We start from the raw sequence: 21,555 nt of genomic DNA, 5'->3' as shown, positions 1-21,555 counted from the left end.
GGGGTCCATTCGAGGTGCGGGAACGCGGTCGCCGAACCGAATTCAGTCCTTCTTGATTCAGTCCTTCTTGGTGAGCGTGATATCCATTCCGGGCGGCGCGGCGGCGGTGGCGTTGTCCGCGCCGATCGCGGTCCGCCCGCCGCGCTTGCGGGTGCGCAACCACCGCTCGACCCGGGTCGCCACCACGGTCAGCGTGTAGTTGAGCGCGATCATGATGGCCGCGATGACCAGCAGCGCCTGGAAGGTATTGCCCTGCGCCGACCCGAGCTGCTGTCCGGAGCGCACGACCTCGACGTAGCCGATGAGGTAGCCCAGCGCCGAATCCTTCAGCGCCACCACCATCTGTGAGATCAGCGCGGGCAGCATGGCGGTGATCGCCTGCGGCAGCAGGATGGCGGTCATCACCTGGGACTTGCGCATGCCGAGCGCCACGGCCGCTTCCGATTGCCCCTTGGGCAGCGATTTGATGCCGGAGCGCACGATCTCGGCGATGACGGAGCCGTTGTAGATGGTCAGCGCCGTCACCACGGCTGCGAGTGCGAGCCGGTCGTTGGGGAAGACGTTGTACTCGGCGTAGACCGCGAACAGGAAGATCATCAGGATCAGCACCGGGATGGCGCGGGCGATCTCCACCACGGTGCCCGCCGCGATGCGCACGCTGCGGTGATCCGACAGCCGCAGAATGCCGAACAGCATGCCGAGCACGAGTGCGAAGGCGATCGACATCGCCGCCGCCACCAGGGTGCCTCGAATACCCGGAAGCAGATAGGTCTCCCAGATCTGCGCGTCCAGGAACGGCTCCCATTTGTCGGCGGCCCACTGGCCCTGAGCGTCCAGGCCGCTGTAGACCACCCAGGCGAGTGCCGCCACCGCCGCCACGACCACGGCCGTGTACAGCCGGTAGAGCATGCGCGCCTTGGGGCCGGGCGCGTCGTAGAGAACGGTTCCGGCGCTCATCGGGCCACCTCGAATCGCTTGGCCAGCCAGCCGAACAGCAGACCGGTGGGCAGGGTCAGGACCACGAAGCCGAAGGCGAAGATGGCGCCGACGGCCAGCGGCGCGGCCTCCACCTCGATCATCTCGGACATGAGCAGGGCGGCCTCACCGACACCGATGGCCGCCGCGACCGTCGAGTTCTTGGTCAGCGCGATGAGCACGCTGCCCAGCGGTGCGATCACGGAGCGAAAAGCCTGCGGCAGCACGATGAGTCGCAGATTCTGCGAGAAGGTGAAGCCCAGTGACCGGCCCGCCTCCGACTGTCCCATGTGCACCGTATTGATTCCCGAACGCAGCGACTCGCACACGAAAGCCGCCGTGTACACCCCCAACCCGACGACCGCCCAGCGGAAGTTGTTCTCCGCGAGGTCGTTCGGGCCCGCCGCGGCGAGCGTGATGCCCAGCTGGAAGTACAGGCCCAGCGAGCAGATCACGATGATGAGCGTCAGCGGGGTGTTGCGGAATATGGTGACGTACGCCGTGCCGACCCAGCGTGCCACGGGTACCGGCGCGACCCGCATGGCGGCGATGATCGTGCCGAGGACCAGCGCGAGCACTCCGGAGAAGACCGTCAGTTTGATGGTCACCCAGAACGCGTCGAGCAGCTGGTCGGAATACTCAGAGATCAAATCGAACACGGCGTGCGCATCCCTCCGATCGAAAGACGTCGCGTGCCGGGCGGGTGCGTCCCCGCCCGGCACGCACGGTCAACTCAGTAGCGGTCCAGCTGCGGCGGCTCGGGGATCTGGATTCCGGTGGAACCGAAATTCTTCTCCAGCGCGGCCTGCCAGGCGCCGCTGGTGATCATGTCCTCGATCGCGTCGTTGATCTTCTGGCGGGATTCGGTGTCGCCCTTCTTCACACCGATGCCGTACTTCTCGACGGTGAAGGTGTCACCGACGACCTTCAGCGCGCCCGGGTTCTGCGCCGCGTAACCGCGCAGGATGATGTCGTCGGTGGTGACGGCGTCGACGGCACCGGCCTTCAGCGCCTCCACGCACAGCGAGTAGGTGTCGTACTCCTGGAGCTGAACATCCTTGGCGTAGGTGTCCTTCACGTTCTGCGCGGGGGTGGAGCCCTTGACCGAGCACAGCTTCTTGTTGCCGCTCAGCGACTCCGCGCCGGTGATGTCGGTGTTGTCCGAGCGCACCAGCAGCGACTGGCCGGTAATGAAGTACGGCCCGGCGAAGTCGACCTTCTCCTTGCGCTTGTCGGTGATGGAGTAGGTGGCGGCGATGAAGTCCACCTGCCCGTTCTGGATCAGCGTCTCGCGCTGTGCCGACGGTGCTTCCTTGAAGGTGATGTTCTCCGGGGACACGCCCAGCTTCTCGGCCACATAGGTGGCGACGTCGACATCGAAACCGCTGAAGGAGCCGTCCTTCTCGCGCAGTCCCAGGCCCGGCTGGTCGTACTTGATGCCGATGGTGAGCTTGCCGTCGGCGGCGTTCTCCGTGGCGGTCTTGTCGCTGCCGCCGCCGCAGCCGCTGGCGACCACGGTCAGGGCGATAGCCCCGACGGCTAGCCGCAGCGCTTGGGTGATCCTCATCTGAATCCTTCTCTCTCGTGAAGTGGCGGAGTGTTTAGTGGCTGAGAATCTTGCCGAGGAAATCTTTCGCGCGTTCGGATTTGGGCGCGGTGAAGAACGTGTCCGGATCGGTGTCCTCGACGATCTGACCGTCCGCCATGAACAGCACCCGGTTGCCCGCGCGCCGCGCGAAACCCATCTCGTGGGTGACCACCACCATGGTCATACCGTCCTTGGCCAGCTGCACCATGACCTCGAGAACCTCGGACACCATTTCGGGGTCGAGCGCGGAGGTGGGCTCGTCGAACAGCATCACCTTCGGGTCCATGGCCAGCGCGCGAGCGATGGCGACGCGCTGCTGCTGACCGCCCGACAGCTGGGCGGGATACTTGTCGGCCTGATTGGCGATGCCGACCCGTTCGAGCAGTTCCATGGCGCGGGCGCGCGCCTTCGTCTTGTCCATCCGGCGCACCTTCACCGGCGCGAGCATGACGTTCTCGAGAATGGTCTTGTGCGCGAACAGATTGAAGCTCTGGAACACCATGCCCACATCGGCGCGCAGCCGCGCCAGGGCCTTGCCCTCGTCGGGCAACCGCACCCCGTCGATGGCGATGGTGCCGGAGTCGATGGTCTCGAGCCGGTTGATGGTGCGGCACAGCGTGGACTTACCGGAGCCGGACGGTCCCACCACGATGACGACCTGGCCCCTGGGCACTTCGAGGTTGATGTCCTGCAGGACGTGCAGAGCCCCGAAATGCTTGTCCACGGTCTGCATCGAGATCATCGGCGCGTCGGCGGTGACGGGTGTGGCGGCGTCGGTCATGACCAGTGACCTTAGAGGGCCGTTGCCCGAAATGCTCGCCTTTGGCCCCCGCGACGCCACAACCGCCCGTACTCGACACCCCGCCGTAACCGAGGATTGACGCCGCGGTGACGGGAGAGAGACGGATCACGCTGATCCCATGGGGTGGAACGGCCGCGAATCGGAGCCCGTACCCTGGACGGGTGAATTCGTTGGGGCTGGTTTCCGCACGTGACTCGGTGGACGTCGATGTCGTGCGCACCTACGAGGTGCGCACCTACGGCTGCCAGATGAACGTGCACGACTCCGAGCGGCTGTCCGGTCTGCTCGAGGACGCCGGGTACGTCAAGGCCACACCCGGTGACACCGCCGATCTCGTCGTGTTCAACACCTGCGCGGTGCGCGAGAACGCCGACAACAAGCTGTACGGCACCCTCGGCCACCTCGCGCCGATCAAGGCGGAACGTCCGGGCATGCAGATCGCCGTCGGCGGCTGCCTGGCCCAGAAGGACCGCGACACCGTCGTGAAGAAGGCCCCCTGGGTGGACGTGGTGTTCGGCACCCACAACATCGGTTCGCTGCCGGTGCTGCTGGAACGCGCCCGCCACAACAGCGAAGCGCAGGTGGAGATCATGGAGGCGCTCGAGGCGTTCCCGTCCTCGCTGCCCGCCAAGCGTGAATCCGCCTACGCGGGCTGGGTGTCGATCTCGGTGGGCTGCAACAACACCTGCACCTTCTGCATCGTGCCGTCGCTGCGCGGCAAGGAGGTGGACCGCCGTCCCGGCGATGTGCTGGCCGAGGTGCAGGCGCTGGTCGACCAGGGCGTCATGGAGGTGACGCTGCTGGGGCAGAACGTCAACTCCTACGGCGTCTCCTTCGCCGACCCGAACGAACCGCGCGATCGCGGCGCCTTCGCCAAACTGCTGCGCGCCTGCGGATCCATCGAGGGCCTGGAGCGGGTGCGCTTCACCTCCCCGCATCCGGCCGAGTTCACCGACGACGTGATCGAGGCGATGGCCGAGACCCCGAACGTGTGCCCGCAGCTGCACATGCCGCTGCAGTCCGGTTCCGATCGCGTGCTCAAGGCCATGCGGCGCTCCTACCGCAAGTCCAAGTACCTGGGCATCATCGAGAAGGTGCGGGCGGCCATGCCGCACGCCGCCATCACCACCGACATCATCGTCGGCTTCCCGGGCGAGACCGAGCAGGATTTCCAGGAGACCCTGGATGTGGTGCGGCAGGCGCGGTTCACCAGCGCCTACACCTTCCAGTACTCCATCCGCCCCGGCACCCCGGCCGCCGAGATGCCCGACCAGCTGCCCAAGGACGTGGTGCAGGAACGCTATATGCGGCTCATCGAGTTGCAGGAGCGGATCTGCATGGAGGCCAATCAGGCACTGGTCGGCACCGAGGTGGAACTGCTGGTGGCCGAGAGCAGCGCGGGCAAGAAGAACGCCGCCACCGCGCGCATGAGCGGCCGCGCCCGCGACGGCCGCCTGGTGCACTTCCGCCCGCCCGCCGATCCCGCGCCCGGAACCGAGATCCGTCCCGGCGATCTGGTCACCGTCGACATCACCGGCGCGGCCCCGCACCACCTCATCGCCGACAGCGTGGTTCGAGACCATCGCCGCACCCGCGCGGGCGACGCCCACGAGCGTGGCGTCACCCCGAAGACCGCGCCCATCGGCGTCGGCCTGGGACTGCCGCGCATCGGCGCACCCGAACCGCCGGCCGCGTCGTCGGGCTGTGACAGCGGCTGCGGGCTGTGAGCGTGCGATGAGCGATCGGCACGGCGACGAGCCCACCACCCCCGACCCGAACGAGGAGACGATGAAGTCCACCGAGCAGGGCAGCCAGGAGTTCGAGCAGTTCCGCGGCGATCTGGAGGCGGTGGAACGCAAGATCGCCGGTGAGATCGATCCGGGGGTGCGCGCCCTGGTGGTCGCCGGCGCGGTGTTCGTGCTGCTGCTCTCGCTGGTGCTGCCGCACGCCGGGGCCGCCCGCGGCTTCGACGTGCTGCTCTACGATGCGGTCGCCCAGGACGAGCACATCGGCCTGCCCTCCCGGGTCTTCGAATGGTTCGTGGTGGTGTTCGGCATCGGCTTCTCACTGGCCGCCCTGACCACCCGCCGCTGGGTGCTGGCCTGGATCGCCACCGCGGGCACCGCCATCGCCAGCGTGTTCGGCGTCTTCTCCATCTGGCACCGCCAGACCCCCGGCCTGGGCAACTACGAGGGCTCGGGTCCCGGCATCGGCCTGGTCCTGGCGGCCATCGCCGCGATCGTGCTCACCTTCCACTGGATTCGCGTCGTGTGGAGCCGCACCGTCGTGCATCTGGAGGCCGAGGAGCGCCGCCGTCAGGCCGCGGCCGCCGCCGAGCAGCAGGACCGCCGCTGGCTCACCGGCGACGAGGAGTGAGCCGCCGCGGCGCGGGTCAGCTGTCGCTTGCGTCGTCCTCCCGCTCCACCGCGCCCTCCTCGGGCGTCTCGGTGTCCGCCGCCGCTCGCGCGCGCTGGGCGATGGCGAGTTCCAGCCCCGCGAGCAGCGGGTAGACCAGCGAGATGAGGAAGCCCGCCAGCGGCCAGGCGACGGTGCCGCCGACGAAGCGGGCGACGGCCCAGGCCACGCCGATGGTGGTGCCGACCGAGAGGAAGCTCAACGAGACACCCAGCGCCATCACGGTGCTGGGTTCCTTGTCGAGCCGCTGCCGGAATCCGGTCGAGACGACCGCTTCGAGCAGACTGAACGCGGCGACCGCGCCCATGGCGAACAGGAAGATCTGTGCCGCGCCCGCGCGGTGCGCCTCGGTATTGAGCAGTGCGGCGCCCGCGGTGATGGAGACGGAGAAGCCGTAGGCCTGCCCGTTGTTGCCCATGGACGCCCGAAGTCCGCGCTTCAGGTGCATGCCTCACCCCCGTCCGGCTCCGGGTGCCCGACGGTGGTGACGGTGATCAGCGCTGGCTGACCGCGCCCTCGGCGGCCTCGGCCCATTCTCGCCACTGTTTGGCCTGCTCCAGGGCTTTCTCCGCGTCGCGGGTCTTGCCTGCGGCCTGGGCCTTGGCGGCCTGCTCCTCGAATTGGGCGACGCGTTCGCGGAATTGGGCGGCGCGCGCCATGGCCTCCGGGTCGGTGCGCCGCCACTGGGCGTCCACCGCTTCGCGCACCTTCTTCTCGATGGCGCGCAGGCGACCCTCGAGTTCGTGGATGCGTTCGCGGGGGACCTTGCCGATGGCGTCCCACTTCTCCTGGAGGTCGCGCAGGGCGGCACGGGCGGCGTCGAGTCCGGATTCCGGATCGATGTGCTCGTACTGCTTCAGCAGTTCCTCCTTGGCGGCGGCGTTCTGCTCGAATTCCGCGTCGCGTTCGGAGGCGGCCGCGTTGCGGGCGGCGAAGAAGACGTCCTGGGCGGCCTTGAACCGCCGCCACAGCTGCTCGTCGGCCTCGCGCGGGGCCCGGCCCGCGGCCTTCCATTCGGTGAGCAGGTCACGGAACACCGAGGCGGTGCCCGCCCAGTCGGTGGAGGAGGACAGCTCCTCGGCGCGCACGCACAGTTCTTCCTTGCGGGTCTTGGCGGCGGCCCGCTCCCGGTCCAGTTCGGCGAAGTGTGCGCCGCGGCGGCGGTTGAACGCCTCGCGCGCCTTGGAGAAGCGTCGCCACAGCGCGTCGTCGACCTTGCGGTCCACGCCGCGAATGGTCTTCCACTCCTCCAGGATCTCGCGCAGCCGGTCGCCCGCGGCCTTCCACTGGGTGGATTCGGCGGCGATCTGCTCGGCCTCGGCGGCGAGCGCCTCCTTGCGTTCGGTGTGCTCGTGCCGGGTGCGCTCCTTCTCCTCCTTGGCGTGCGCGGCCGCCTCGTCGGAGTGTTCGATGATGGCCTGCAACCGCCGGGCCAGACCGTCGATATCACCGATCACGGCGGCGGTCGGCAACGATTCGGCAAGCGCGGCGGCATCGGCCTTGATCTTGCGGGCGTCGGCTCCGGCGGCGAGCCGTTCCTCGAGCAGCACCACGTCGGTGGCGAGGTTGTCGAAGCGGCGGCCGAAGTGCGCCAGGCCCTCGGCGGCGTCACCGGCCTGCCAGGAGCCCACCACCCGCTCGCCGTCGGCGGTCTTCACCCAGGCGGTGCCGTCCTCGTCCACGCGTCCCCATTGGCTGGGGTCGCTGACGGTCGGCACCACCACCGCATGCGGGTGGGGGGTGTGCGCCGGGCCGGGCGCGGGTTTGACCGCATGCGGTTTGGGGGTATCAGAGCTGCGGGCACCGGGTTTGCGGGGCCGATTGCCGGCGGCCTCGGCGGCTGGTGACGGTCGTTCGGCGGCGGCCGCGCCAGGCTGGGGCGTCGTGGTCGACTCCGGGTGGGTAGCTTTGTCGTTTCCGTTGTTGTCGGTCATTGCTCCTCGTCCCTGCCGCGCGTCACGGCTGCCTGGTTACGCCCTGGTCATCCCATCTAGCTTGACCCCATTCAACCAGGCTGGGTGGCGAAATGCTGCGTTTGCGGGCCGCGTCACCGCGCGGCGGCGCGGACGGGGTGGGGCTGGTGTGGCGGGTTGGCGCTACGGTTGACGGCGTGTTCAGTGTTGCGGCCCTGGTCCCTTCGCCGCCCGTGCTCGTACCCGAGTTGGGCGGTGCCGCGGGTGTGGCGGACGGTGGCGAGGTGACGGCGCTGCGGGAGGCCACGCTGGATGCGGTGCGGGAGCTGGCCCGGTCGGCGGTGCGGTGGATCGTCATCGGGGTTTCGGAAACCGACCGACAAATAGCCTCGACGGCGGTGGGCACGTTCCGCGGATTCGGCGTCGATGTCCGGGCGGGCCTCTCGGCCGCCGCGCTGGCCGCCGATACGGCCGCCGATCCGGGTTTGCCGCTGCCGGTGCTGATCGGTGGCTGGCTGCGCGGCCAGGCCGCCCCGGACACCAGCACCGAAGCCCGGCTGCTGGCCGCCGACACCCCCGGCGCGCGGGCCCTGCACGTCGGCCGCGAGCTGCGCGCCGAACTCGACGCCGACCCCGAACCCGTCGCCGTGCTGGTGGTCGGCGACGGTGCGGCAACCCTGACCACCGCCGCGCCCCGCTACTTCGATCCGCGCGCCGAAGCCTTCCAGGCCGAGCTCGACCGCGCGCTCACGGCGGGGGACCGGGACGGCCTGGCCGCCCTGGACGCGCCGTTGTGTGCCGAACTGTCGGTGGCGGGCAGACCGGTGTTCCAGGCGCTCGCGGGTCTGTTCGTGGACGACCCGAGCCGCCCGCGGGTCGAGACCCGTTACCGCGCGGCACCGTTCGGCGTCGGCTATCACGTCAGCGTCTGGCGGCCCGGGGGCGAGCGGTGATCCGCCCCGTCGCCGTCGTCGGCCCCACCGCCACCGGAAAGTCGGATCTGGCTCTGGAGCTGGCGCTTCGCCTCGGCGGCGAGATCGTGAACATCGACGCCATGCAGCTGTACCGCGGTATGGATATCGGCACCGCCAAACTGCCCGTCGCGCAGCGGCGCGGCATTCCGCACCATCAACTCGATGTACTCGACGTGACCGAGTACGCCACCGTCGCCGCCTACCAGACCGCCGCCCGCGCCGATGTGGAGGCGATCATGGCGCGCGGGCACGTTCCGGTGATCGTGGGCGGCTCCATGATGTACGTGCAAGCGCTACTGGACGATTGGGACTTCCCGGCGACCGATCCGGAGGTCCGCGCCAGATGGGAGCGGGTTCTCGAGGAGGAGGGCCTCGGCGCGGTGCACGAGGCGCTGCGGGCTACCGATCCGGTGGCGGCGGCCACCATCCTGCCCACCGACGGCCGTCGCATGGTGCGCGCGCTCGAGGTGGTGGAGCTGACCGGGCAGCCGTTCGCGGCCTCCCAGCCGAAGATCGGCGAACCCCGCTGGGGCACAACCGTCATCGGTGTCGACCGGGAGACCGCCGAACTCGACGCCCGCATCGAGTTGCGCACCGCCCGCATGTTCGAGCAGGGGCTCGTAGAGGAGGTGATCGGGCTGCTCGATCACGGTCTGCGGGAAGGGGTTACGGCGCGGCGCGCGATCGGATACGCACAAGTCCTCGCGTACCTCGACAACGAATACGACCTGAAGCACGCACAGGAGCGCACCTTCATCGGCACCCGGCGCTACGTCCGACGGCAGCGTTCGTGGTTCCGGCGGGACCCCCGGGTGCGCTGGGTCGACGGCGCGGATCCGGATCTGGTCGCCACGACGTCGGCCCTCCTCGAGGAACAGGAACGAGTTCGGTAGTGACGCAGCGCGGCAGCACCCGTAACGCCTCGGTTCAGGTGTGGCAGGCATATCTGAACAATCGGACCAAACGGGCGCGCGATGGACGTTTTCTCGTGCTCGGGCAGCGGGCCATCGCGCGCGCGCTCGAAACCGATTGGCCGCTCGAAACGCTGGTGTACCGGCTCGGTACGCCGGAGCCGTCGGTGTGGGCGCGGCAGGTCATCGACAGCAGCGGGGTACCGAGCGTCGGCCTGGTGCCCGAACTCATGGCCGAACTGGCCGAACCCGCGGAGTCGGTACCCGAACTGGTCGCGGTCGCGGTGTTGCGGCACACCGAACTCGAGGACTTCGCACCCGGATCGGTGGCGGATCCGCCCGTGGTGGTGGTCATCGACCGGCCGTCCTCGGCGCTGCGCCTGGGGGCGCTGCTGCGGTCCGCCGCCGCCTACGGAGCCGCCGGGGTGATCGTGACCGGTTCCGGCGCGGACCATTTCGACCCGCAGGCGGTGCGCGCCTCCGACGGGGCGCTGTTCGCCGTGCCGGTCTTCCGGGTGCCCGGCCCCGAGCGGGTGCTCGCCTTCCGGGACGCCCTGGAGGCGCGCGGACTCGACCCCCGTATCGTCGGCAGCGACGATCGCGGCGGGATGGCGCTCGACGAACTCGACTTCGGCGGAGCGACCATCCTGGTGCTCGGCGACGAGCGGGACACCCTCGGCTCGGCCTGGGCGCCGGTGTGCGACGAACTGGTGAGCATCCCGACCCACGGGACGCTCGGCGCGCCGTCGGCCGCGGCGGTGGCCCTGTACGAAATTTCCCGGCAGCGCCGGGCGTTGCGGTGAGGACTATGAGCGAGAGCGCTGAGATCGAATTCAGCAAAGGGCACGGCACCCAGAACGATTTCGTGGTGCTGCCCGATCCCGACGCGTGGCTGGAGCTGACCGAATCCCGCGTCGCGGCGCTGTGCGACCGGCAGCGCGGACTCGGTGCGGACGGGGTGCTGCGGGTGGCGCGCGCGGGTGCGCTCGTCGACACCGGCGTGCTGGCCGAACTCCCCGAGGGCGTGCGCGGCGCGGACTGGTTCATGGACTACCGCAATGCCGACGGCTCCATCGCCGAGATGTGCGGTAACGGGGTCCGCGTCTTCGCCCACTACCTCGCCGCCACCGGCCTGGAGAGCCGCGACGAGTTCGTGGTCGGCAGCCGCGCCGGAGCCCGGCCCGTCGTCGTGCACCACGCCGACGCCGTGCACGGCGAGGTCACCGTCGACATGGGCCGCGTGCGCCGACTCGGCACCTCCACCGCCACCCTGTCCGGCCGCACCGTCACCGGCCTCGGCATCGACGTCGGCAACCCCCACCTGGCCTGCGTCGACCCGACGCTTACCCCCGCCGACCTGGCCGCCCTCGACCTCACCGCCGCCCCCACCTTCGACCGCACCGTCTTCCCCAACGGCGTCAACGTCGAAATCCTCACCCCGCTGCACGACGGCGCGGTGGATATGCGCGTCTACGAACGCGGCGTCGGCGAAACCCGTTCCTGCGGCACCGGAACCGTCGCCACCGCGGCCGCCGCCCTGGTCCGCGCGGGCGTCGACATCGACACCGCCTCCGGCGAGGTGCGCGTCCGCATCCCCGGTGGCGAGGTCACCGTCACCATCGACCACGGCACCGCCACCCTCCGCGGCCCCTCCGTCCTCGTGGCGACCGGCCGCATCGCCGCGAAGTGGTGGCAGGAACTCTGAGCGCGACGCGCGCGAAATAACCGAATGCGCCTTCTTGTTCCTTCGTGGGACCATGGAGGTGTATGAGCAAACAAGAAACGTACGAGTTCACTCCCGCCGAGGAGATCGCCGACGAGATCGCCGAGGACACCCGTAACGGGTGGTCCGCCGATCCCACCGTCGGTGAGCTGCAGCTCGAGGACCGCAGCGCGCTGCGCCGCGTGGCCGGGCTGTCCACCGAACTCACCGATATCACCGAGGTCGAGTACCGCCAGCTGCGCTTGGAGCGCGTGGTGCTGGTCGGCGTCTGGACCGAGGGCACGGCGACACAGGCCGAGGCCAGCATGGCCGAGTTGGCCGCGCTCGCCGAAACCGCCGGATCCGAGGTGCTCGACGCGCTGATCCAGCGCCGCGACAAGCCGGACCCGGCCACCTACATCGGCTCCGGCAAGGCCGAGGAACTGCGCGCCGTCGTGCTCGACACCGGCGCGGACACCGTGATCTGCGACGGTGAACTGACCCCCGCCCAGCTGACCGCGCTGGAGAAGGTCGTCAAGGTCAAGGTGATCGATCGGACCGCCTTGATCCTGGACATCTTCGCCCAGCACGCCACCTCCCGCGAGGGCAAGGCGCAGGTCTCGCTGGCCCAGATGGAGTACATGCTGCCGCGGCTGCGCGGTTGGGGTGAGTCCATGTCCCGGCAGGCCGGTGGTCGTGCGGGCAGCAATGGCGGTGTGGGTCTGCGCGGTCCCGGTGAGACGAAGATCGAGACCGACCGTCGCCGGATTCGCGAACGCATGGCCAAGCTGCGCCGGGAGATCCGCGAGATGAAGACCGCCCGCGACACCAAGCGTTCCAAGCGCACCTCGAGCGGCATTCCACAGGTCGCCATCGTCGGCTACACCAATGCCGGTAAGTCGAGTCTGATGAACGCGCTCACCGGCGCCGGAATCCTGGTGCAGGACGCGCTGTTCGCCACCCTGGATCCGACCACCCGCCGCGCCGCCTTGGAGGACGGTCGCGAAGTGGTGTTCACCGATACCGTCGGCTTCGTGCGGCATCTGCCCACCCAGCTGGTCGAGGCGTTCCGCTCCACCCTGGAGGAGGTGACCGGCGCGGATCTGCTGCTGCATGTGGTGGACGGTTCCGATCCGCTGCCCGATCAGCAGATCAAGGCGGTGCGCGAGGTCGTCACCGAGGTGCTGCGCGAGTCGGATACCCCGGCCCCGCGGGAACTGCTGGTGGTCAACAAGATCGACGCACTGGATCCGCTGGAGCTGACCCAGTTGCGGGCGGCCATGCCCGATGCGGTGTTCGTCTCCGCGCGCACCGGTGCGGGCCTGACCGACCTGCGGGATCGGCTGGCCGAGATTCTCGGTGGCCTGGATGTGGAAGTCGGTGTGCTGCTGCCGTATTCGCGCGGCGATCTGCTCTCGCGCGTGCACGCGGACGGTCGCATCCTCAGTGAGGAGCACGAGGAATCCGGTACCCGGTTGCGGGCGCGGGTGCCGCGGGCGTTGGCCGCGGCGCTCACCGAATTCGCGCACGCCGGGTGAGCCGGGTCACGTTCCGAGTGTGACACCCACAATCGGTGCCTTGCAGTGGTTTTCGTTACCATGACGTAATCGAATTTTCTGCAGGGAGGGAATTTCGTGTCCGACCGAGTCACGTATTTGTCCGATAAGACCGATCGTCCGGCGCTCACCGACGGTGCGCCGTTGCACGTGGAGCTGTCCGACCTCGATCGCCGCATGCTCGATGTGCTGGCGGTGCCGGGGCGGGCCTGGTTCAGTCCGCGGTTCTACGGTCTGGACCGGCTGCCGACCGACGGGCCGGTGCTGCTGGTGGGCAACCACACCCTCACCGGTGGCCTGGACGCGCCCATGCTGGCGCACGAGATCCTGCGCCGCACCGGACGGCTGGCGCGGGGGCTGGCCGAGAACGTGCTCATCGACGTGCCGGGGCTGCGCGATGTGTTGCACCACCTCGGGGTGGTGCGCGGCAACCGGCACAACTGCACCACCCTGCTGCGGCAGGGCGAAATCGTCGCGGTATTCCCGGGCGGGGGCCGGGAAGCCATGAGCGGCAAGCAGGAGAAGTACGTCCTGAACTGGAAGGGGCGTACCGGATTCGCGCAGATGGCCATCGAGGCGGGCGCACCCATCGTGCCCATGGGCATGATCGGGGGCGACGATGTGTACGACGTGGTCTTCGACGGCGCGCATCCGGTCATGCGCCCGGTGCGGGGTCTGGTGCAGGCGCTGGGCCTGCGTGCCAGCCTCACCCCGCCGCTGATTCGCGGCCTCGGGCCGACCCTGCTGCCCAAGCCCGAGCGCTTCTATTTCTCCCTCGGTGACCCCATCGACACCAGCGCGTGGGCCGACGCCTCCGATCCGGCCGAGGCGGCCCTCGAATTGCAGGGCGTGGTGCGCAAGGCGCTCGAGGAGGAGATCCGCTTCCTGCTCGCCCAGCGTGACGCCGATCGCGGTCGCAGTTTGCTGGGTCGGGTGATGCAGGCCGCGAACCCAGCCTGACTGGACGGTCAGGTTTACGGTCGTTCGTTTGGTGCAAACTGCGACTGCTTCCGAGACAGCCGCAGTTCCACCCTCTTTTTCGGGGCCAGAAGTAAACGACGATTCGACTTCCGTGTACCGTATGTGACGTAGGCATCAGTGCCGCTGTGGTCACATAGGAGGTCGGCGTGGAGCGCACCCTTTTCGAACCCGAACACGAGCTGTTCCGGGAGTCCTTCCGCAAGTTTCTGGATCAGCACGTCGCCCCGAACCACGAGCGGTGGGAAGAGGCGGGCGTCGTGGATCGCGCGGTCTGGCTGGAGGCGGGCAAGCAGGGCTTCCTCGGAATGGCGGTCCCGGAGGAGTTCGGCGGCGGCGGAGTGAAGGACTTCCGCTACAACGCCATCGTCACCGAGGAGACCACCAAGGGCATGTACTCGGGCCTGGGCTTCGGGCTGCACAACGACGTCATCGCGCCGTACCTGCTGGAGCTGGCCAACGACGAGCAGAAGGCCCGCTGGCTGCCCGGCTTCTGCACCGGCGAGATCATCACCGCCATCGCCATGACCGAGCCCGGCACCGGCTCCGATCTCCAGGGCATCAAGACCCGCGCGGTCCGCGATGGTGACGACTGGATCCTCAACGGCTCCAAGACCTTCATCACCAACGGCATCAACTCCGATATCGTCATCGTGGTCGCCCAGACCGACCCCGAGAAGGGGGCGATGGGCTTCTCCCTGCTCGTGGTCGAGCGCGATATGCCCGGCTTCACCCGCGGCCGCAATCTCGACAAGATCGGCCTCAAGGCGCAGGACACCGCCGAACTCTCCTTCGACAATGTGCGCGTCCCCGGCAAGAACCTGCTCGGCACCGAGGGTATGGGCTTCATCCACCTCATGCAGAACCTCCCGCAGGAGCGCCTGTCCATCGCCGTCATGGCCGCCGCCGCCATGGAGTCCTGCCTGGACCTGACCTGCCAGTACGTCCGCGACCGCAAGGCGTTCGGCAAACCCATCGGCGCACAGCAGAACACCCGCTTCGTCCTCGCCGAACTCGCCACCAAGACCACCGCCGTCCGCGTCTTCGTCGACCACTGCATCACCCTGCTCAACCAGGAGAAGCTGTCCCCCGAAGACGCCGCCAAGGCCAAATGGTGGAGCACCGAGGAACAGATCGACCTCATCACCAAATGCCTGCAACTCCACGGCGGCTACGGCTACATGCGCGAATACCCGATCGCCAAGGCGTACATGGACGCCCGCGTGCAGACCATCTACGGCGGCACCACGGAGATCATGAAGGAGATCATCGGGCGTAGCTTGAAACTGGCCTGATCAGAGGGCGGCCGCTGCCCGGGACGACCGGTGGGCGACGGGATCGCGACCGAGCGGCGACCGACCCGGCGCGAACCGGGCCCGGCCGCTCGGCTGCCGTAAGGTCGGGCCACATGATGGTGCGACGCACGACGGCGGCCTTGGCGCTCGCCGCATTCGGTTCGCTGTTCACGCAATTCGCGGCAGTCGCCGAAGCCGCGCCCGCGACGGTCGAGCACTCGCCGCCGGATCTGTGGACGGTGCCGACCGCGGCGGCGGACTCCGCGACCATCATCGTCGCGTTCAGTTTCGGCAACCGAATCCCCGCGGGCATGGACGCGACACGTGAGGTCGGCGAACCGGGACCGGTTAATGAGCAGTTGGCGGCGGCGGTCGTGGACACCCGCGGGGACCGTGGTATTCCGGTCTACGCCCAGACCGAGATCGCCGAGGTGCTGAGGTCCCGCTACCACATGGCCGACGTGATCTCCATCGATCCGGATCGTGCCGCCGACGGCACGCTGGTCTACCTGTCCACCGACGGCGTGGCCGCCAAGGTCGCCGCCCTGCGCGGCGGGTCGGTGAGCTCGGACGCGGCGGCGGTGGTCGCGTTCAGGGACCACCAGTGGCGCGCCACCCGCACGACCGCCGAACACGGTTTCCACGCCTTCGCGCCGGCGGGAGTGGTAATGCCCGAGACCTATGATCCGGAATCGGGCCAGCCCTGGACTCGCAGTGCATTGGCCTACTTGCCGACGGACTTCCTCGGGCGCCTGGCGCTGTCGCGGTGATCTCGAGCCCGGTGGCCGACGCTTGCTCCGCGCGCCCTCCGAGCCGACGCTCGATCAGGCACTGTCCGCATTGTCAGGGGGCCAGCGCCGCCGCGTCGAGTTGGCACGAATCCTGTTCGGCGGCAATGGCTCCACCCTGCTGCTGGACCAGCCGACCAACCATCTCGACCCGCCTCACGCGCGGAGGTGCTGGCCGCCATCGACGCCTACCCGGGCGCGATCGTCATGGTCACCCACGACGAGGGCACCATCGACGCCCTGCGCCCCGACCGCGTCCTGCTCCTGCCCGCGGCGTCCGAGGATCTGTGGATCGACGAGTATCGCGCGCCGTGCGGGACCTGCCCCTGGCTGTCGAGCATCGGTCCGCCGGGCACGGTTTGATGATGCCCAGGGTCCTATCCATCGACCGGAGGTTACCGCTTGTGAAAACCGTTCGACTGTTGCTGCCGATGCTCGTCGCTGTCCTGGTGGCGGCCGGATGCGGTGATAGCACCGACGATGCCGCGCCGACCACCACAACGGCGGCGTCCGCCGCGCCGACCACCACCGTCGCGGCGGACGCCCCCGTGCCGAAGGAATTGCAGTTCACCGCGCAGACCATCGACGGTGCGGAGTTCTCCGGTGCCAGCCTGGCCGGGAAGAAGGCCGTGCTCTGGTTCTGGGCCCCGTGGTGCCCCACCTGCCAGCGGGAAGCTCCCGGCGTCGCCGCCGCGGCCGCGGCGCATCCGGAGGTGGAGTTCGTCGGCGTGGCAGCGCGTGACGAACTCTCGGCCATGCGGGAATTCGCCGACAAGTACGGGCTGAAGTTCACTCAGATCGCGGATCTGGACGGTGTGGTGTGGCAGCGGTTCGGGGTGACCGCGCAGCCCGCCTTCGCGTTCGTGAGCAAGTTCTCCGATATCGACATGGTGCCGGGCAGCCTCAGCGAAGACGAGATAGCCACGCAGATCAAAGCGTTGGGCTGAGATCGGACATGGATGCAGAGGTGCTCGGGTTCGCCTTCGCGGCCGGGCTGGTCGCGGCGGTGAACCCGTGCGGATTCGCGCTGCTGCCGGGCTATCTAGCCCTGGTGGTGGCGGGTGAGGGCGAGGCCACACCGGGCCGATTCGCGGCGCTGGGCCGGGCACTAGCCGCCACGGCGGCCATGGCGGCGGGATTCCTGCTCGTCTTCGGCGGGTTCGGGCTGGTGATCTCGCCGTTGGCGGTGTCGGTGCAACGCTATCTGCCCGCGGCGACGGTGGTGATCGGGGTGGTGCTGGTGGGCGTGGGCGCGTGGCTGCTCACCGGCCGCGATATCGCGGTGGCGCTGCCGAAGCCGACACGGGGTGCGCCGAGTGCGCGGCTGGCGTCGATGATCGGGTACGGCGTGGCATACGCGATCGCTTCACTGTCGTGCACGATTGCTCCGTTCCTGGCCGTCACCAGCAGCACCTTCCGCAGCGGCTCGGTACTCGGCGGTGTCGCCGCCTACCTCGCCTACGGCCTCGGAATGACGCTGCTGGTGGGCGTGCTGGCGGTCGTCGTCGCGCTGGCCGGGGCCGCCGCGACGGCGTGGACGCGAAAACTGTTGCCCTACATCGGCAGAATCAGCGGGATCCTGCTCGTTCTGTCCGGGCTGTATGTCACCTACTACGGCATCTATGAGTTGCGGCTGTTCTTCGGCGACGGTGACGCCGACGATCCGGTGATCGTCGCCGCCAGCCACATCCAGGAGACACTGAGTCGCTGGGTCGGCGACCTCGGATGGCGACCGCTACTCGCCGTCCTCGTCGCGGTGTTTGCGGTCGGTCTCGGCTGGCAGTCGGCCCGCGCCCGCAACCGTCGCCGCAGCGCTCCCGATACCGATGCGTCGTCCTGATTCCTTCGCGGTCGAAATCAGCTGTTCGGCTTTGATGGTCGCCGATGCGTGTGCGTGCGGACGACGAAGTGCAGGTCTACCTGAACGTGCTCGGCCCGATCGGTCGGCGTGGGCGCGGTCTCGGCGACAGCAGTTGCCGCACCAGTCGGTCCGCGTCGCGGCCGACGCCGCGCAGGGAGTTCGACGATGGGCTGCGCTGCCATTCGAGTCCGACGTATCCGAGCCCGATATGCGTGGTGGACAACCCCATTCGATGCCGGGGCAGATCGGTATCGGTGAGGGCGGCGATTCCGGTGAGATAGGGCAGGTGCGGGCGGTAGCCGGTGGCCAGGATGATGGTGTCCACCGGGCTGCGGGTGCCGTCCGGCCAGATGGCGTGGTTGCCGTCGAGTCGGGTGAACAGGGGTTTGGGTGACGGGCTTCCGGTGTCGAGGGCCGCTCGATAGCGGCCGGTGTCGAACACCGGCTGTGTCGGTGGGTTCCGGACGAAGCGGCCGAGGGGCAAGGTGTCGAATCCGGTTGCCCGCAGCCAGAAATGCACGTCGCGACCGAGCGGACGTTGCGGGCAGAACCGCACCGGTGTGCGGGAGGCGAGGGTGACGGTCGCGGTGGCGGCGAGTTCGGTGGCGATCTGGACGGCGGAGTTGCCTGACCCCACTACGATCACCTGCTGGCCGTCGTAGGCGTCGGGTATCTGATAGTCGCTGGCGTGCAACAGCTTTCCTGTGAAACCGGCTCGGCCGGGCAGTGTCGGCAGGTGTGGTGCGCCGAAGGTGCCGCTGGCGGCGATCAGTCGGGGTGCGCTGAACGTGTCGCCACTCGCGGTGTGGGCGGTGAAGGTGTGCTGCCGATGGGTGACGGTCTCGACCCGCTCGCCGAGGCGGATGTCGGCGTCGAGGGTTGCGGCGTAGCGGCGCAGGTAGGCGACGACCTCGTCGCGGTGCGGGTAGCGATCCGGATCACCCGGGAAGGGCAGGCCCGGCAGCGAGCTGTAGCGGGCGGGGGAGAACAGGGTGAGGCTGTCGTAGTAGCGCGGCCAGGACCCCACCGGCTCCGTCCCGGCCTCCAAGATGGCGACGGACAGGCCACGGCGGGTCAGATGGTGGGCGGCGGCGAGTCCGGACTGACCGCCGCCGACGATGAGGGCGTCGTATTCGGTGGGCATGGTGACCCTTTCGTTCAGTGCGAGGTTCGAACGGTGCGGCGGGCCAGTAGGACGGTGGGTGCCGCGAGGAGGGCGAGCACGAGATAGGCGCGGGCGTAGCCGCCGGTCCAGGCCGACAGCAGGCTGCCCGCCCAGGGTGCCAACGCCATGACGATGACGACGGGTGCCGACAGCAGGCCGTTCAGCCGCCCGTAATGGGTTGCGCCCCAACGGTCGGTGATGGCCGTGGCCTTGATGAGGGTGAACAATCCCCGGATCACCCCGGCACCGATGCCGATGGCTATCAAGACCGGCACCGTGGTGCCGACGCCGAGCAGCGCGGTCGCGAGCGCGGTCGCCGCGACGATCGCCACCGTTCGCGCCGCCACGCTGGTGCGGGCCGCCAACGCCAGGTAACCGATGCGCCCCAGCAACTGCCCGGCCCCGCCGAGACCGAGTGCCAGCGCAGCCAGTTCCGGGGAGAACCCGCGCTCCTGCAGGAGCGGAACGAGATTGAACACCCCGGCGGAGGTCACGAACGCGGTCACACACAGCGTGATCACCAGGGCGGTGAACGCACGGCTGCGGGCGATGGCGGCGTGGTCGTCGAACGCGGCGGTGACCGGCGCGGGCGGAGGCGGCCACGCGCCGCGCAATCCGGCCCAGTGCGCGGGCACCGTCACCACGGCGAGAACGGCCGCGAGCATCAGATAGGTTGTCCGCCAATCGGTTCGCTGCGCCAGCACGGCGGTCAACGGTGCGAACACGGTGCTGGCCAGTCCGGCGGCCAGCGTCAGGATCATAAGTGCGCGCACCCGCTCCGCACCCCACCAGCGGGTCAGCGCGGCGAAGGCGGGTGGGTACAGCACCGCGCCCATGGCGATCCCGGCCGCGAACCAACCGGCGAAGAACACGGCGAGATTCGGTGCGGTGGCAACGACGACCAGCGCTGCCGCACCCACCACCGATCCGGCGGTCATCACCCCGCGCGGACCGGTGCGATCGAGGACGCGGCCGACGGGGATCCCGATCAGGGCGGCGGTCAGTTGGCTGATCGAGAACGCCGCCGTGATCACCTGCGCCGACCATCCGGTATCGCGTGTGATCGAAACGGCCAGCACCGGGAACGCGTAGTAGAGAACGCCCCAGCTGGTGATCTCGGTGAGGCACAGCACGGCCAGGACACGGCGCAGTCCGGCACGGGTGAGCGCGCCCGTCCGCGGCGCGGTATCGGTGTCGGACCCACCCGCCATCCGATCACCGCGCCCGGAGGATGCGCCGCGCGATGTCGTCGCCATCGATCAGGAATCGGAGCGGACCGACCCCAGGGAGATCAGCTGCGGTGCCGGGGATCCGCAGCAGCCACCGCCGTCGCCGCCCGTGTCGGATTCGTCGACCACGCCCGCCCCGCCGCAGACTCCCGTCTCGGGCAGGGTGAGTTCGACGCGGGCGGCGGCCTCGCGATCCCCGGCGAGTTCGGCGACGATGCTGCGGACCTGTTCGTAGCCGGTGAGCGCCAGGAAGGTCGGCGCACGTCCGTAACTCTTCATGCCCGCGAGGTAGAACCCGGGCTCCGGATGCGACAGTTCGGCCGCGCCGTGCGGGTACACCGTGCCGCAGGAATGCACGTTCGGGTCGATGAGCGGGGCGAGCCGCACCGGGGCCTGGAGCACCGGGTCCACATCGAGGCGGAGCTCCGACAGCCACGACAGCTCCGGCCGGAAACCGGTCAGCGCCACCACCCGGTCCACGGCCTCGACGCGGGTGCCGGACTCGGCCGTCAGCGCGACCCGATCACCGTCGAATTCCACTGCCGCCGTGCGGAACCCGGTGACGACCCGGAGCAGCCCGGCGTCGACGGCGGCCTTGGCGCGCAGACCGAGGGCGCCACGGGCGGGCAGCTGATCGGCCGCGCCGCCGCCGAAGGTGTCGCCGACCTCGCCGCGGCGCAGTACCCAGGTCAACCGGGTGTCCGGGGCGTGTTCGGCCAGTGCCGCCAGCGCCACGATCGCGGTGAGCGCCGAATGGCCGCTGCCCGCGATGACGGTGTGCGCACCGGCGTAGCGGGCCCGCTCGCGCGCATCGTCCAGGTCGGGCACCCGATACGAGATCGCTTCGGCCGCAGCGGCTTCCCCGAGGGCGGGCAGTCCGTCGCCGCCCAGGGGATTCGGGCCGGTCCAGGTGCCGGAGGCGTCGATGACCGCGCGCGCGGTGACTCGCTCCTCCCCGTCGGCGGAGCGCAGACGCACGATCAGCGGTTCGGTCTCGCGACCCGCGTCCACCACCCGGTCGCGACCGCGCCGCGTCACTCCGACCACCTCTACACCCAGTCGAACTACCTTGTCGCCCAAGGCATCCGCCAGCGGAATCAGGTAGTCGCGTGCCCAATCCCGCCCGGTCGGATACGTATCCGGATCCGGTGCGGTCCAGCCGGTGGACTCCAGCAGCCGTCGGGCCGCTGGAGCGATCAGCTCGCCCCAGCGGGAGAACAGTCGCACGTGATTCCACTCCGACACCGCCGCGCCCGCGCGCTCACCACGTTCGAACACCAGCGGGCGCAGTCCGCGTTCCCGCAGTTCGGCCGCCGCCGCCAGACCGATCGGCCCGGCTCCCACCACGACCACAGGCAACTCGTTCATCGGAAGATCCTTCCATCGACACTCATCGATTTAAT

General features: G+C 69.2%; 22 protein-coding genes. 13 read left to right on the top strand and 9 right to left on the bottom strand.

What is annotated here, in order from left to right:
* Positions 1–57: 57 nt before the first annotated feature.
* The 4 genes from ON31_RS19910 to ON31_RS19895 all read right to left on the bottom strand — a co-directional run bounded on the left by ON31_RS19910 (position 58) and on the right by ON31_RS19895 (position 3,305).
* Positions 58–957 (bottom strand): amino acid ABC transporter permease, encoded by a 900-nt coding sequence (locus ON31_RS19910; protein WP_039815727.1) that lies wholly within the window; start codon positions 955–957, stop codon positions 58–60.
* The gene (locus tag ON31_RS19905; protein ID WP_029928305.1) at positions 954–1,634 is read right to left on the bottom strand and encodes an amino acid ABC transporter permease; all 681 of its coding nucleotides are present in this window, start codon (positions 1,632–1,634) and stop codon (positions 954–956) included. The genes ON31_RS19910 and ON31_RS19905 overlap by 4 nt, the downstream gene beginning before the upstream one ends.
* Before the next feature lie 74 nt (positions 1,635–1,708).
* Positions 1,709–2,542 carry a glutamate ABC transporter substrate-binding protein gene (locus ON31_RS19900; protein WP_039815725.1) on the bottom strand — a complete coding sequence of 278 codons (834 nt, stop codon included), beginning with the start codon at positions 2,540–2,542 and terminating at the stop codon, positions 1,709–1,711.
* A 34-nt stretch (positions 2,543–2,576) separates the two neighbouring features.
* Positions 2,577–3,305 (bottom strand): amino acid ABC transporter ATP-binding protein, encoded by a 729-nt coding sequence (locus ON31_RS19895; RefSeq protein WP_162836486.1) that lies wholly within the window; start codon positions 3,303–3,305, stop codon positions 2,577–2,579.
* 257 nt (positions 3,306–3,562) lie between these two features.
* On the opposite strand from ON31_RS19895, the gene miaB reads away from it, so the two are divergent.
* Both miaB and ON31_RS19885 read left to right on the top strand, forming a co-directional pair.
* On the top strand, positions 3,563–5,092 hold the full coding sequence (miaB, locus tag ON31_RS19890; RefSeq protein WP_370450457.1) for a tRNA (N6-isopentenyl adenosine(37)-C2)-methylthiotransferase MiaB: 1,530 nt from the start codon (positions 3,563–3,565) through the stop codon (positions 5,090–5,092).
* Positions 5,093–5,153: 61 nt separating this feature from the next.
* Positions 5,154–5,741: an Rv2732c family membrane protein gene (locus ON31_RS19885; protein ID WP_039815772.1), complete on the top strand. Its 588-nt coding sequence runs from the start codon at positions 5,154–5,156 to the stop codon at positions 5,739–5,741.
* A gap of 16 nt (positions 5,742–5,757) precedes the next feature.
* On the opposite strand, the gene ON31_RS19880 is transcribed toward ON31_RS19885, so the two are convergent.
* Together ON31_RS19880 and ON31_RS19875 are read right to left on the bottom strand one after the other, a co-directional pair.
* Entirely contained in the window at positions 5,758–6,228 is a 471-nt protein-coding gene (locus ON31_RS19880) for a hypothetical protein (RefSeq protein WP_147287106.1), read from the bottom strand.
* Positions 6,229–6,274: 46 nt separating this feature from the next.
* Positions 6,275–7,714 carry a DUF349 domain-containing protein gene (locus ON31_RS19875; protein WP_029928317.1) on the bottom strand — a complete coding sequence of 480 codons (1,440 nt, stop codon included), beginning with the start codon at positions 7,712–7,714 and terminating at the stop codon, positions 6,275–6,277.
* A 176-nt stretch (positions 7,715–7,890) separates the two neighbouring features.
* Here ON31_RS19875 and ON31_RS19870 point away from each other — a divergent pair, with 176 nt between their 5' ends.
* The 11 genes from ON31_RS19870 to ON31_RS19820 all read left to right on the top strand — a co-directional run bounded on the left by ON31_RS19870 (position 7,891) and on the right by ON31_RS19820 (position 17,737).
* Positions 7,891–8,646, top strand: coding sequence for a class III extradiol ring-cleavage dioxygenase family protein (locus ON31_RS19870; RefSeq protein WP_039815770.1), 756 nt, complete (start codon positions 7,891–7,893; stop codon positions 8,644–8,646).
* On the top strand, positions 8,643–9,560 hold the full coding sequence (gene miaA, locus ON31_RS19865) for a tRNA (adenosine(37)-N6)-dimethylallyltransferase MiaA (protein ID WP_085996453.1): 918 nt from the start codon (positions 8,643–8,645) through the stop codon (positions 9,558–9,560). Before ON31_RS19870 ends, miaA begins: the two co-directional genes overlap by 4 nt.
* Positions 9,560–10,381: a TrmH family RNA methyltransferase gene (locus tag ON31_RS19860; RefSeq protein ID WP_039815723.1), complete on the top strand. Its 822-nt coding sequence runs from the start codon at positions 9,560–9,562 to the stop codon at positions 10,379–10,381. The genes miaA and ON31_RS19860 overlap by 1 nt, the downstream gene beginning before the upstream one ends.
* A 23-nt stretch (positions 10,382–10,404) precedes the next feature.
* Positions 10,405–11,283: a diaminopimelate epimerase gene (gene dapF / locus ON31_RS19855; protein WP_039815767.1), complete on the top strand. Its 879-nt coding sequence runs from the start codon at positions 10,405–10,407 to the stop codon at positions 11,281–11,283.
* 62 nt (positions 11,284–11,345) lie between these two features.
* Positions 11,346–12,818, top strand: a complete 1,473-nt coding sequence (gene hflX, locus ON31_RS19850; protein WP_029928326.1) for a GTPase HflX — start codon at positions 11,346–11,348, stop codon at positions 12,816–12,818.
* Between the two features lie 96 nt (positions 12,819–12,914).
* The gene (locus tag ON31_RS19845; protein ID WP_029928328.1) at positions 12,915–13,796 is read left to right on the top strand and encodes a lysophospholipid acyltransferase family protein; all 882 of its coding nucleotides are present in this window, start codon (positions 12,915–12,917) and stop codon (positions 13,794–13,796) included.
* Positions 13,797–13,963: 167 nt separating this feature from the next.
* The gene (locus ON31_RS19840) at positions 13,964–15,109 is read left to right on the top strand and encodes an acyl-CoA dehydrogenase family protein (protein ID WP_039815720.1); all 1,146 of its coding nucleotides are present in this window, start codon (positions 13,964–13,966) and stop codon (positions 15,107–15,109) included.
* Positions 15,110–15,222: 113 nt separating this feature from the next.
* Positions 15,223–15,879: a hypothetical protein gene (locus ON31_RS19835; protein ID WP_228811679.1), complete on the top strand. Its 657-nt coding sequence runs from the start codon at positions 15,223–15,225 to the stop codon at positions 15,877–15,879.
* A 186-nt stretch (positions 15,880–16,065) separates the two neighbouring features.
* A complete protein-coding gene (locus ON31_RS37310; RefSeq protein ID WP_039815718.1) occupies positions 16,066–16,260 on the top strand; it encodes a hypothetical protein in 195 nt (64 codons plus the stop codon).
* A gap of 2 nt (positions 16,261–16,262) precedes the next feature.
* Entirely contained in the window at positions 16,263–16,844 is a 582-nt protein-coding gene (locus ON31_RS19825) for a redoxin domain-containing protein (protein ID WP_370450421.1), read from the top strand.
* A gap of 8 nt (positions 16,845–16,852) precedes the next feature.
* On the top strand, positions 16,853–17,737 hold the full coding sequence (locus tag ON31_RS19820; RefSeq protein ID WP_039815716.1) for a cytochrome c biogenesis CcdA family protein: 885 nt from the start codon (positions 16,853–16,855) through the stop codon (positions 17,735–17,737).
* Positions 17,738–17,813: 76 nt separating this feature from the next.
* Here the strand turns inward: ON31_RS19820 and ON31_RS19815 are convergent, their stop codons facing one another.
* From ON31_RS19815 to ON31_RS19805, 3 genes are read right to left on the bottom strand one after another with little or no spacing between them, the layout of a single operon-like run.
* Positions 17,814–18,902 carry a flavin-containing monooxygenase gene (locus tag ON31_RS19815; protein WP_051037508.1) on the bottom strand — a complete coding sequence of 363 codons (1,089 nt, stop codon included), beginning with the start codon at positions 18,900–18,902 and terminating at the stop codon, positions 17,814–17,816.
* A 14-nt stretch (positions 18,903–18,916) separates the two neighbouring features.
* Positions 18,917–20,134: an MFS transporter gene (locus ON31_RS19810; RefSeq protein ID WP_051037507.1), complete on the bottom strand. Its 1,218-nt coding sequence runs from the start codon at positions 20,132–20,134 to the stop codon at positions 18,917–18,919.
* Positions 20,135–20,182: 48 nt separating this feature from the next.
* Entirely contained in the window at positions 20,183–21,520 is a 1,338-nt protein-coding gene (locus ON31_RS19805; protein ID WP_039815714.1) for an FAD-dependent oxidoreductase, read from the bottom strand.
* Positions 21,521–21,555: the final 35 nt, after the last annotated feature.

This window comes from Nocardia otitidiscaviarum NBRC 14405 (assembly GCF_000308635.1).
GTDB classification, from domain to species: Bacteria; Actinomycetota; Actinomycetes; order Mycobacteriales; family Mycobacteriaceae; genus Nocardia; species Nocardia otitidiscaviarum.
Note: the sequence above shows the minus strand (reverse complement) of the source record. Positions and strands in the feature narration are given on the sequence as shown.

What these genes read in the sequence shown, in the direction of transcription:
- ON31_RS19820 (WP_039815716.1), top strand. Translation starts at nt 16,853, where the DNA reads ATGGATGCAGAGGTGCTCGGGTTCGCCTTCGCGGCCGGGCTGGTCGCG.
- hflX (WP_029928326.1), top strand. Translation starts at nt 11,346, where the DNA reads ATGAGCAAACAAGAAACGTACGAGTTCACTCCCGCCGAGGAGATCGCC.
- ON31_RS19895 (WP_162836486.1), bottom strand. Translation starts at nt 3,305, where the DNA reads ATGATCTCGATGCAGACCGTGGACAAGCATTTCGGGGCTCTGCACGTC.
- ON31_RS19805 (WP_039815714.1), bottom strand. Translation starts at nt 21,520, where the DNA reads ATGAACGAGTTGCCTGTGGTCGTGGTGGGAGCCGGGCCGATCGGTCTG.
- ON31_RS19825 (WP_370450421.1), top strand. Translation starts at nt 16,263, where the DNA reads ATGCCCAGGGTCCTATCCATCGACCGGAGGTTACCGCTTGTGAAAACC.
- ON31_RS19875 (WP_029928317.1), bottom strand. Translation starts at nt 7,714, where the DNA reads ATGACCGACAACAACGGAAACGACAAAGCTACCCACCCGGAGTCGACC.
- ON31_RS19880 (WP_147287106.1), bottom strand. Translation starts at nt 6,228, where the DNA reads ATGCACCTGAAGCGCGGACTTCGGGCGTCCATGGGCAACAACGGGCAG.
- ON31_RS19910 (WP_039815727.1), bottom strand. Translation starts at nt 957, where the DNA reads ATGAGCGCCGGAACCGTTCTCTACGACGCGCCCGGCCCCAAGGCGCGC.
- ON31_RS19835 (WP_228811679.1), top strand. Translation starts at nt 15,223, where the DNA reads ATGATGGTGCGACGCACGACGGCGGCCTTGGCGCTCGCCGCATTCGGT.
- ON31_RS19900 (WP_039815725.1), bottom strand. Translation starts at nt 2,542, where the DNA reads ATGAGGATCACCCAAGCGCTGCGGCTAGCCGTCGGGGCTATCGCCCTG.
- ON31_RS19815 (WP_051037508.1), bottom strand. Translation starts at nt 18,902, where the DNA reads ATGCCCACCGAATACGACGCCCTCATCGTCGGCGGCGGTCAGTCCGGA.
- ON31_RS19810 (WP_051037507.1), bottom strand. Translation starts at nt 20,134, where the DNA reads ATGGCGGGTGGGTCCGACACCGATACCGCGCCGCGGACGGGCGCGCTC.
- ON31_RS19885 (WP_039815772.1), top strand. Translation starts at nt 5,154, where the DNA reads ATGAAGTCCACCGAGCAGGGCAGCCAGGAGTTCGAGCAGTTCCGCGGC.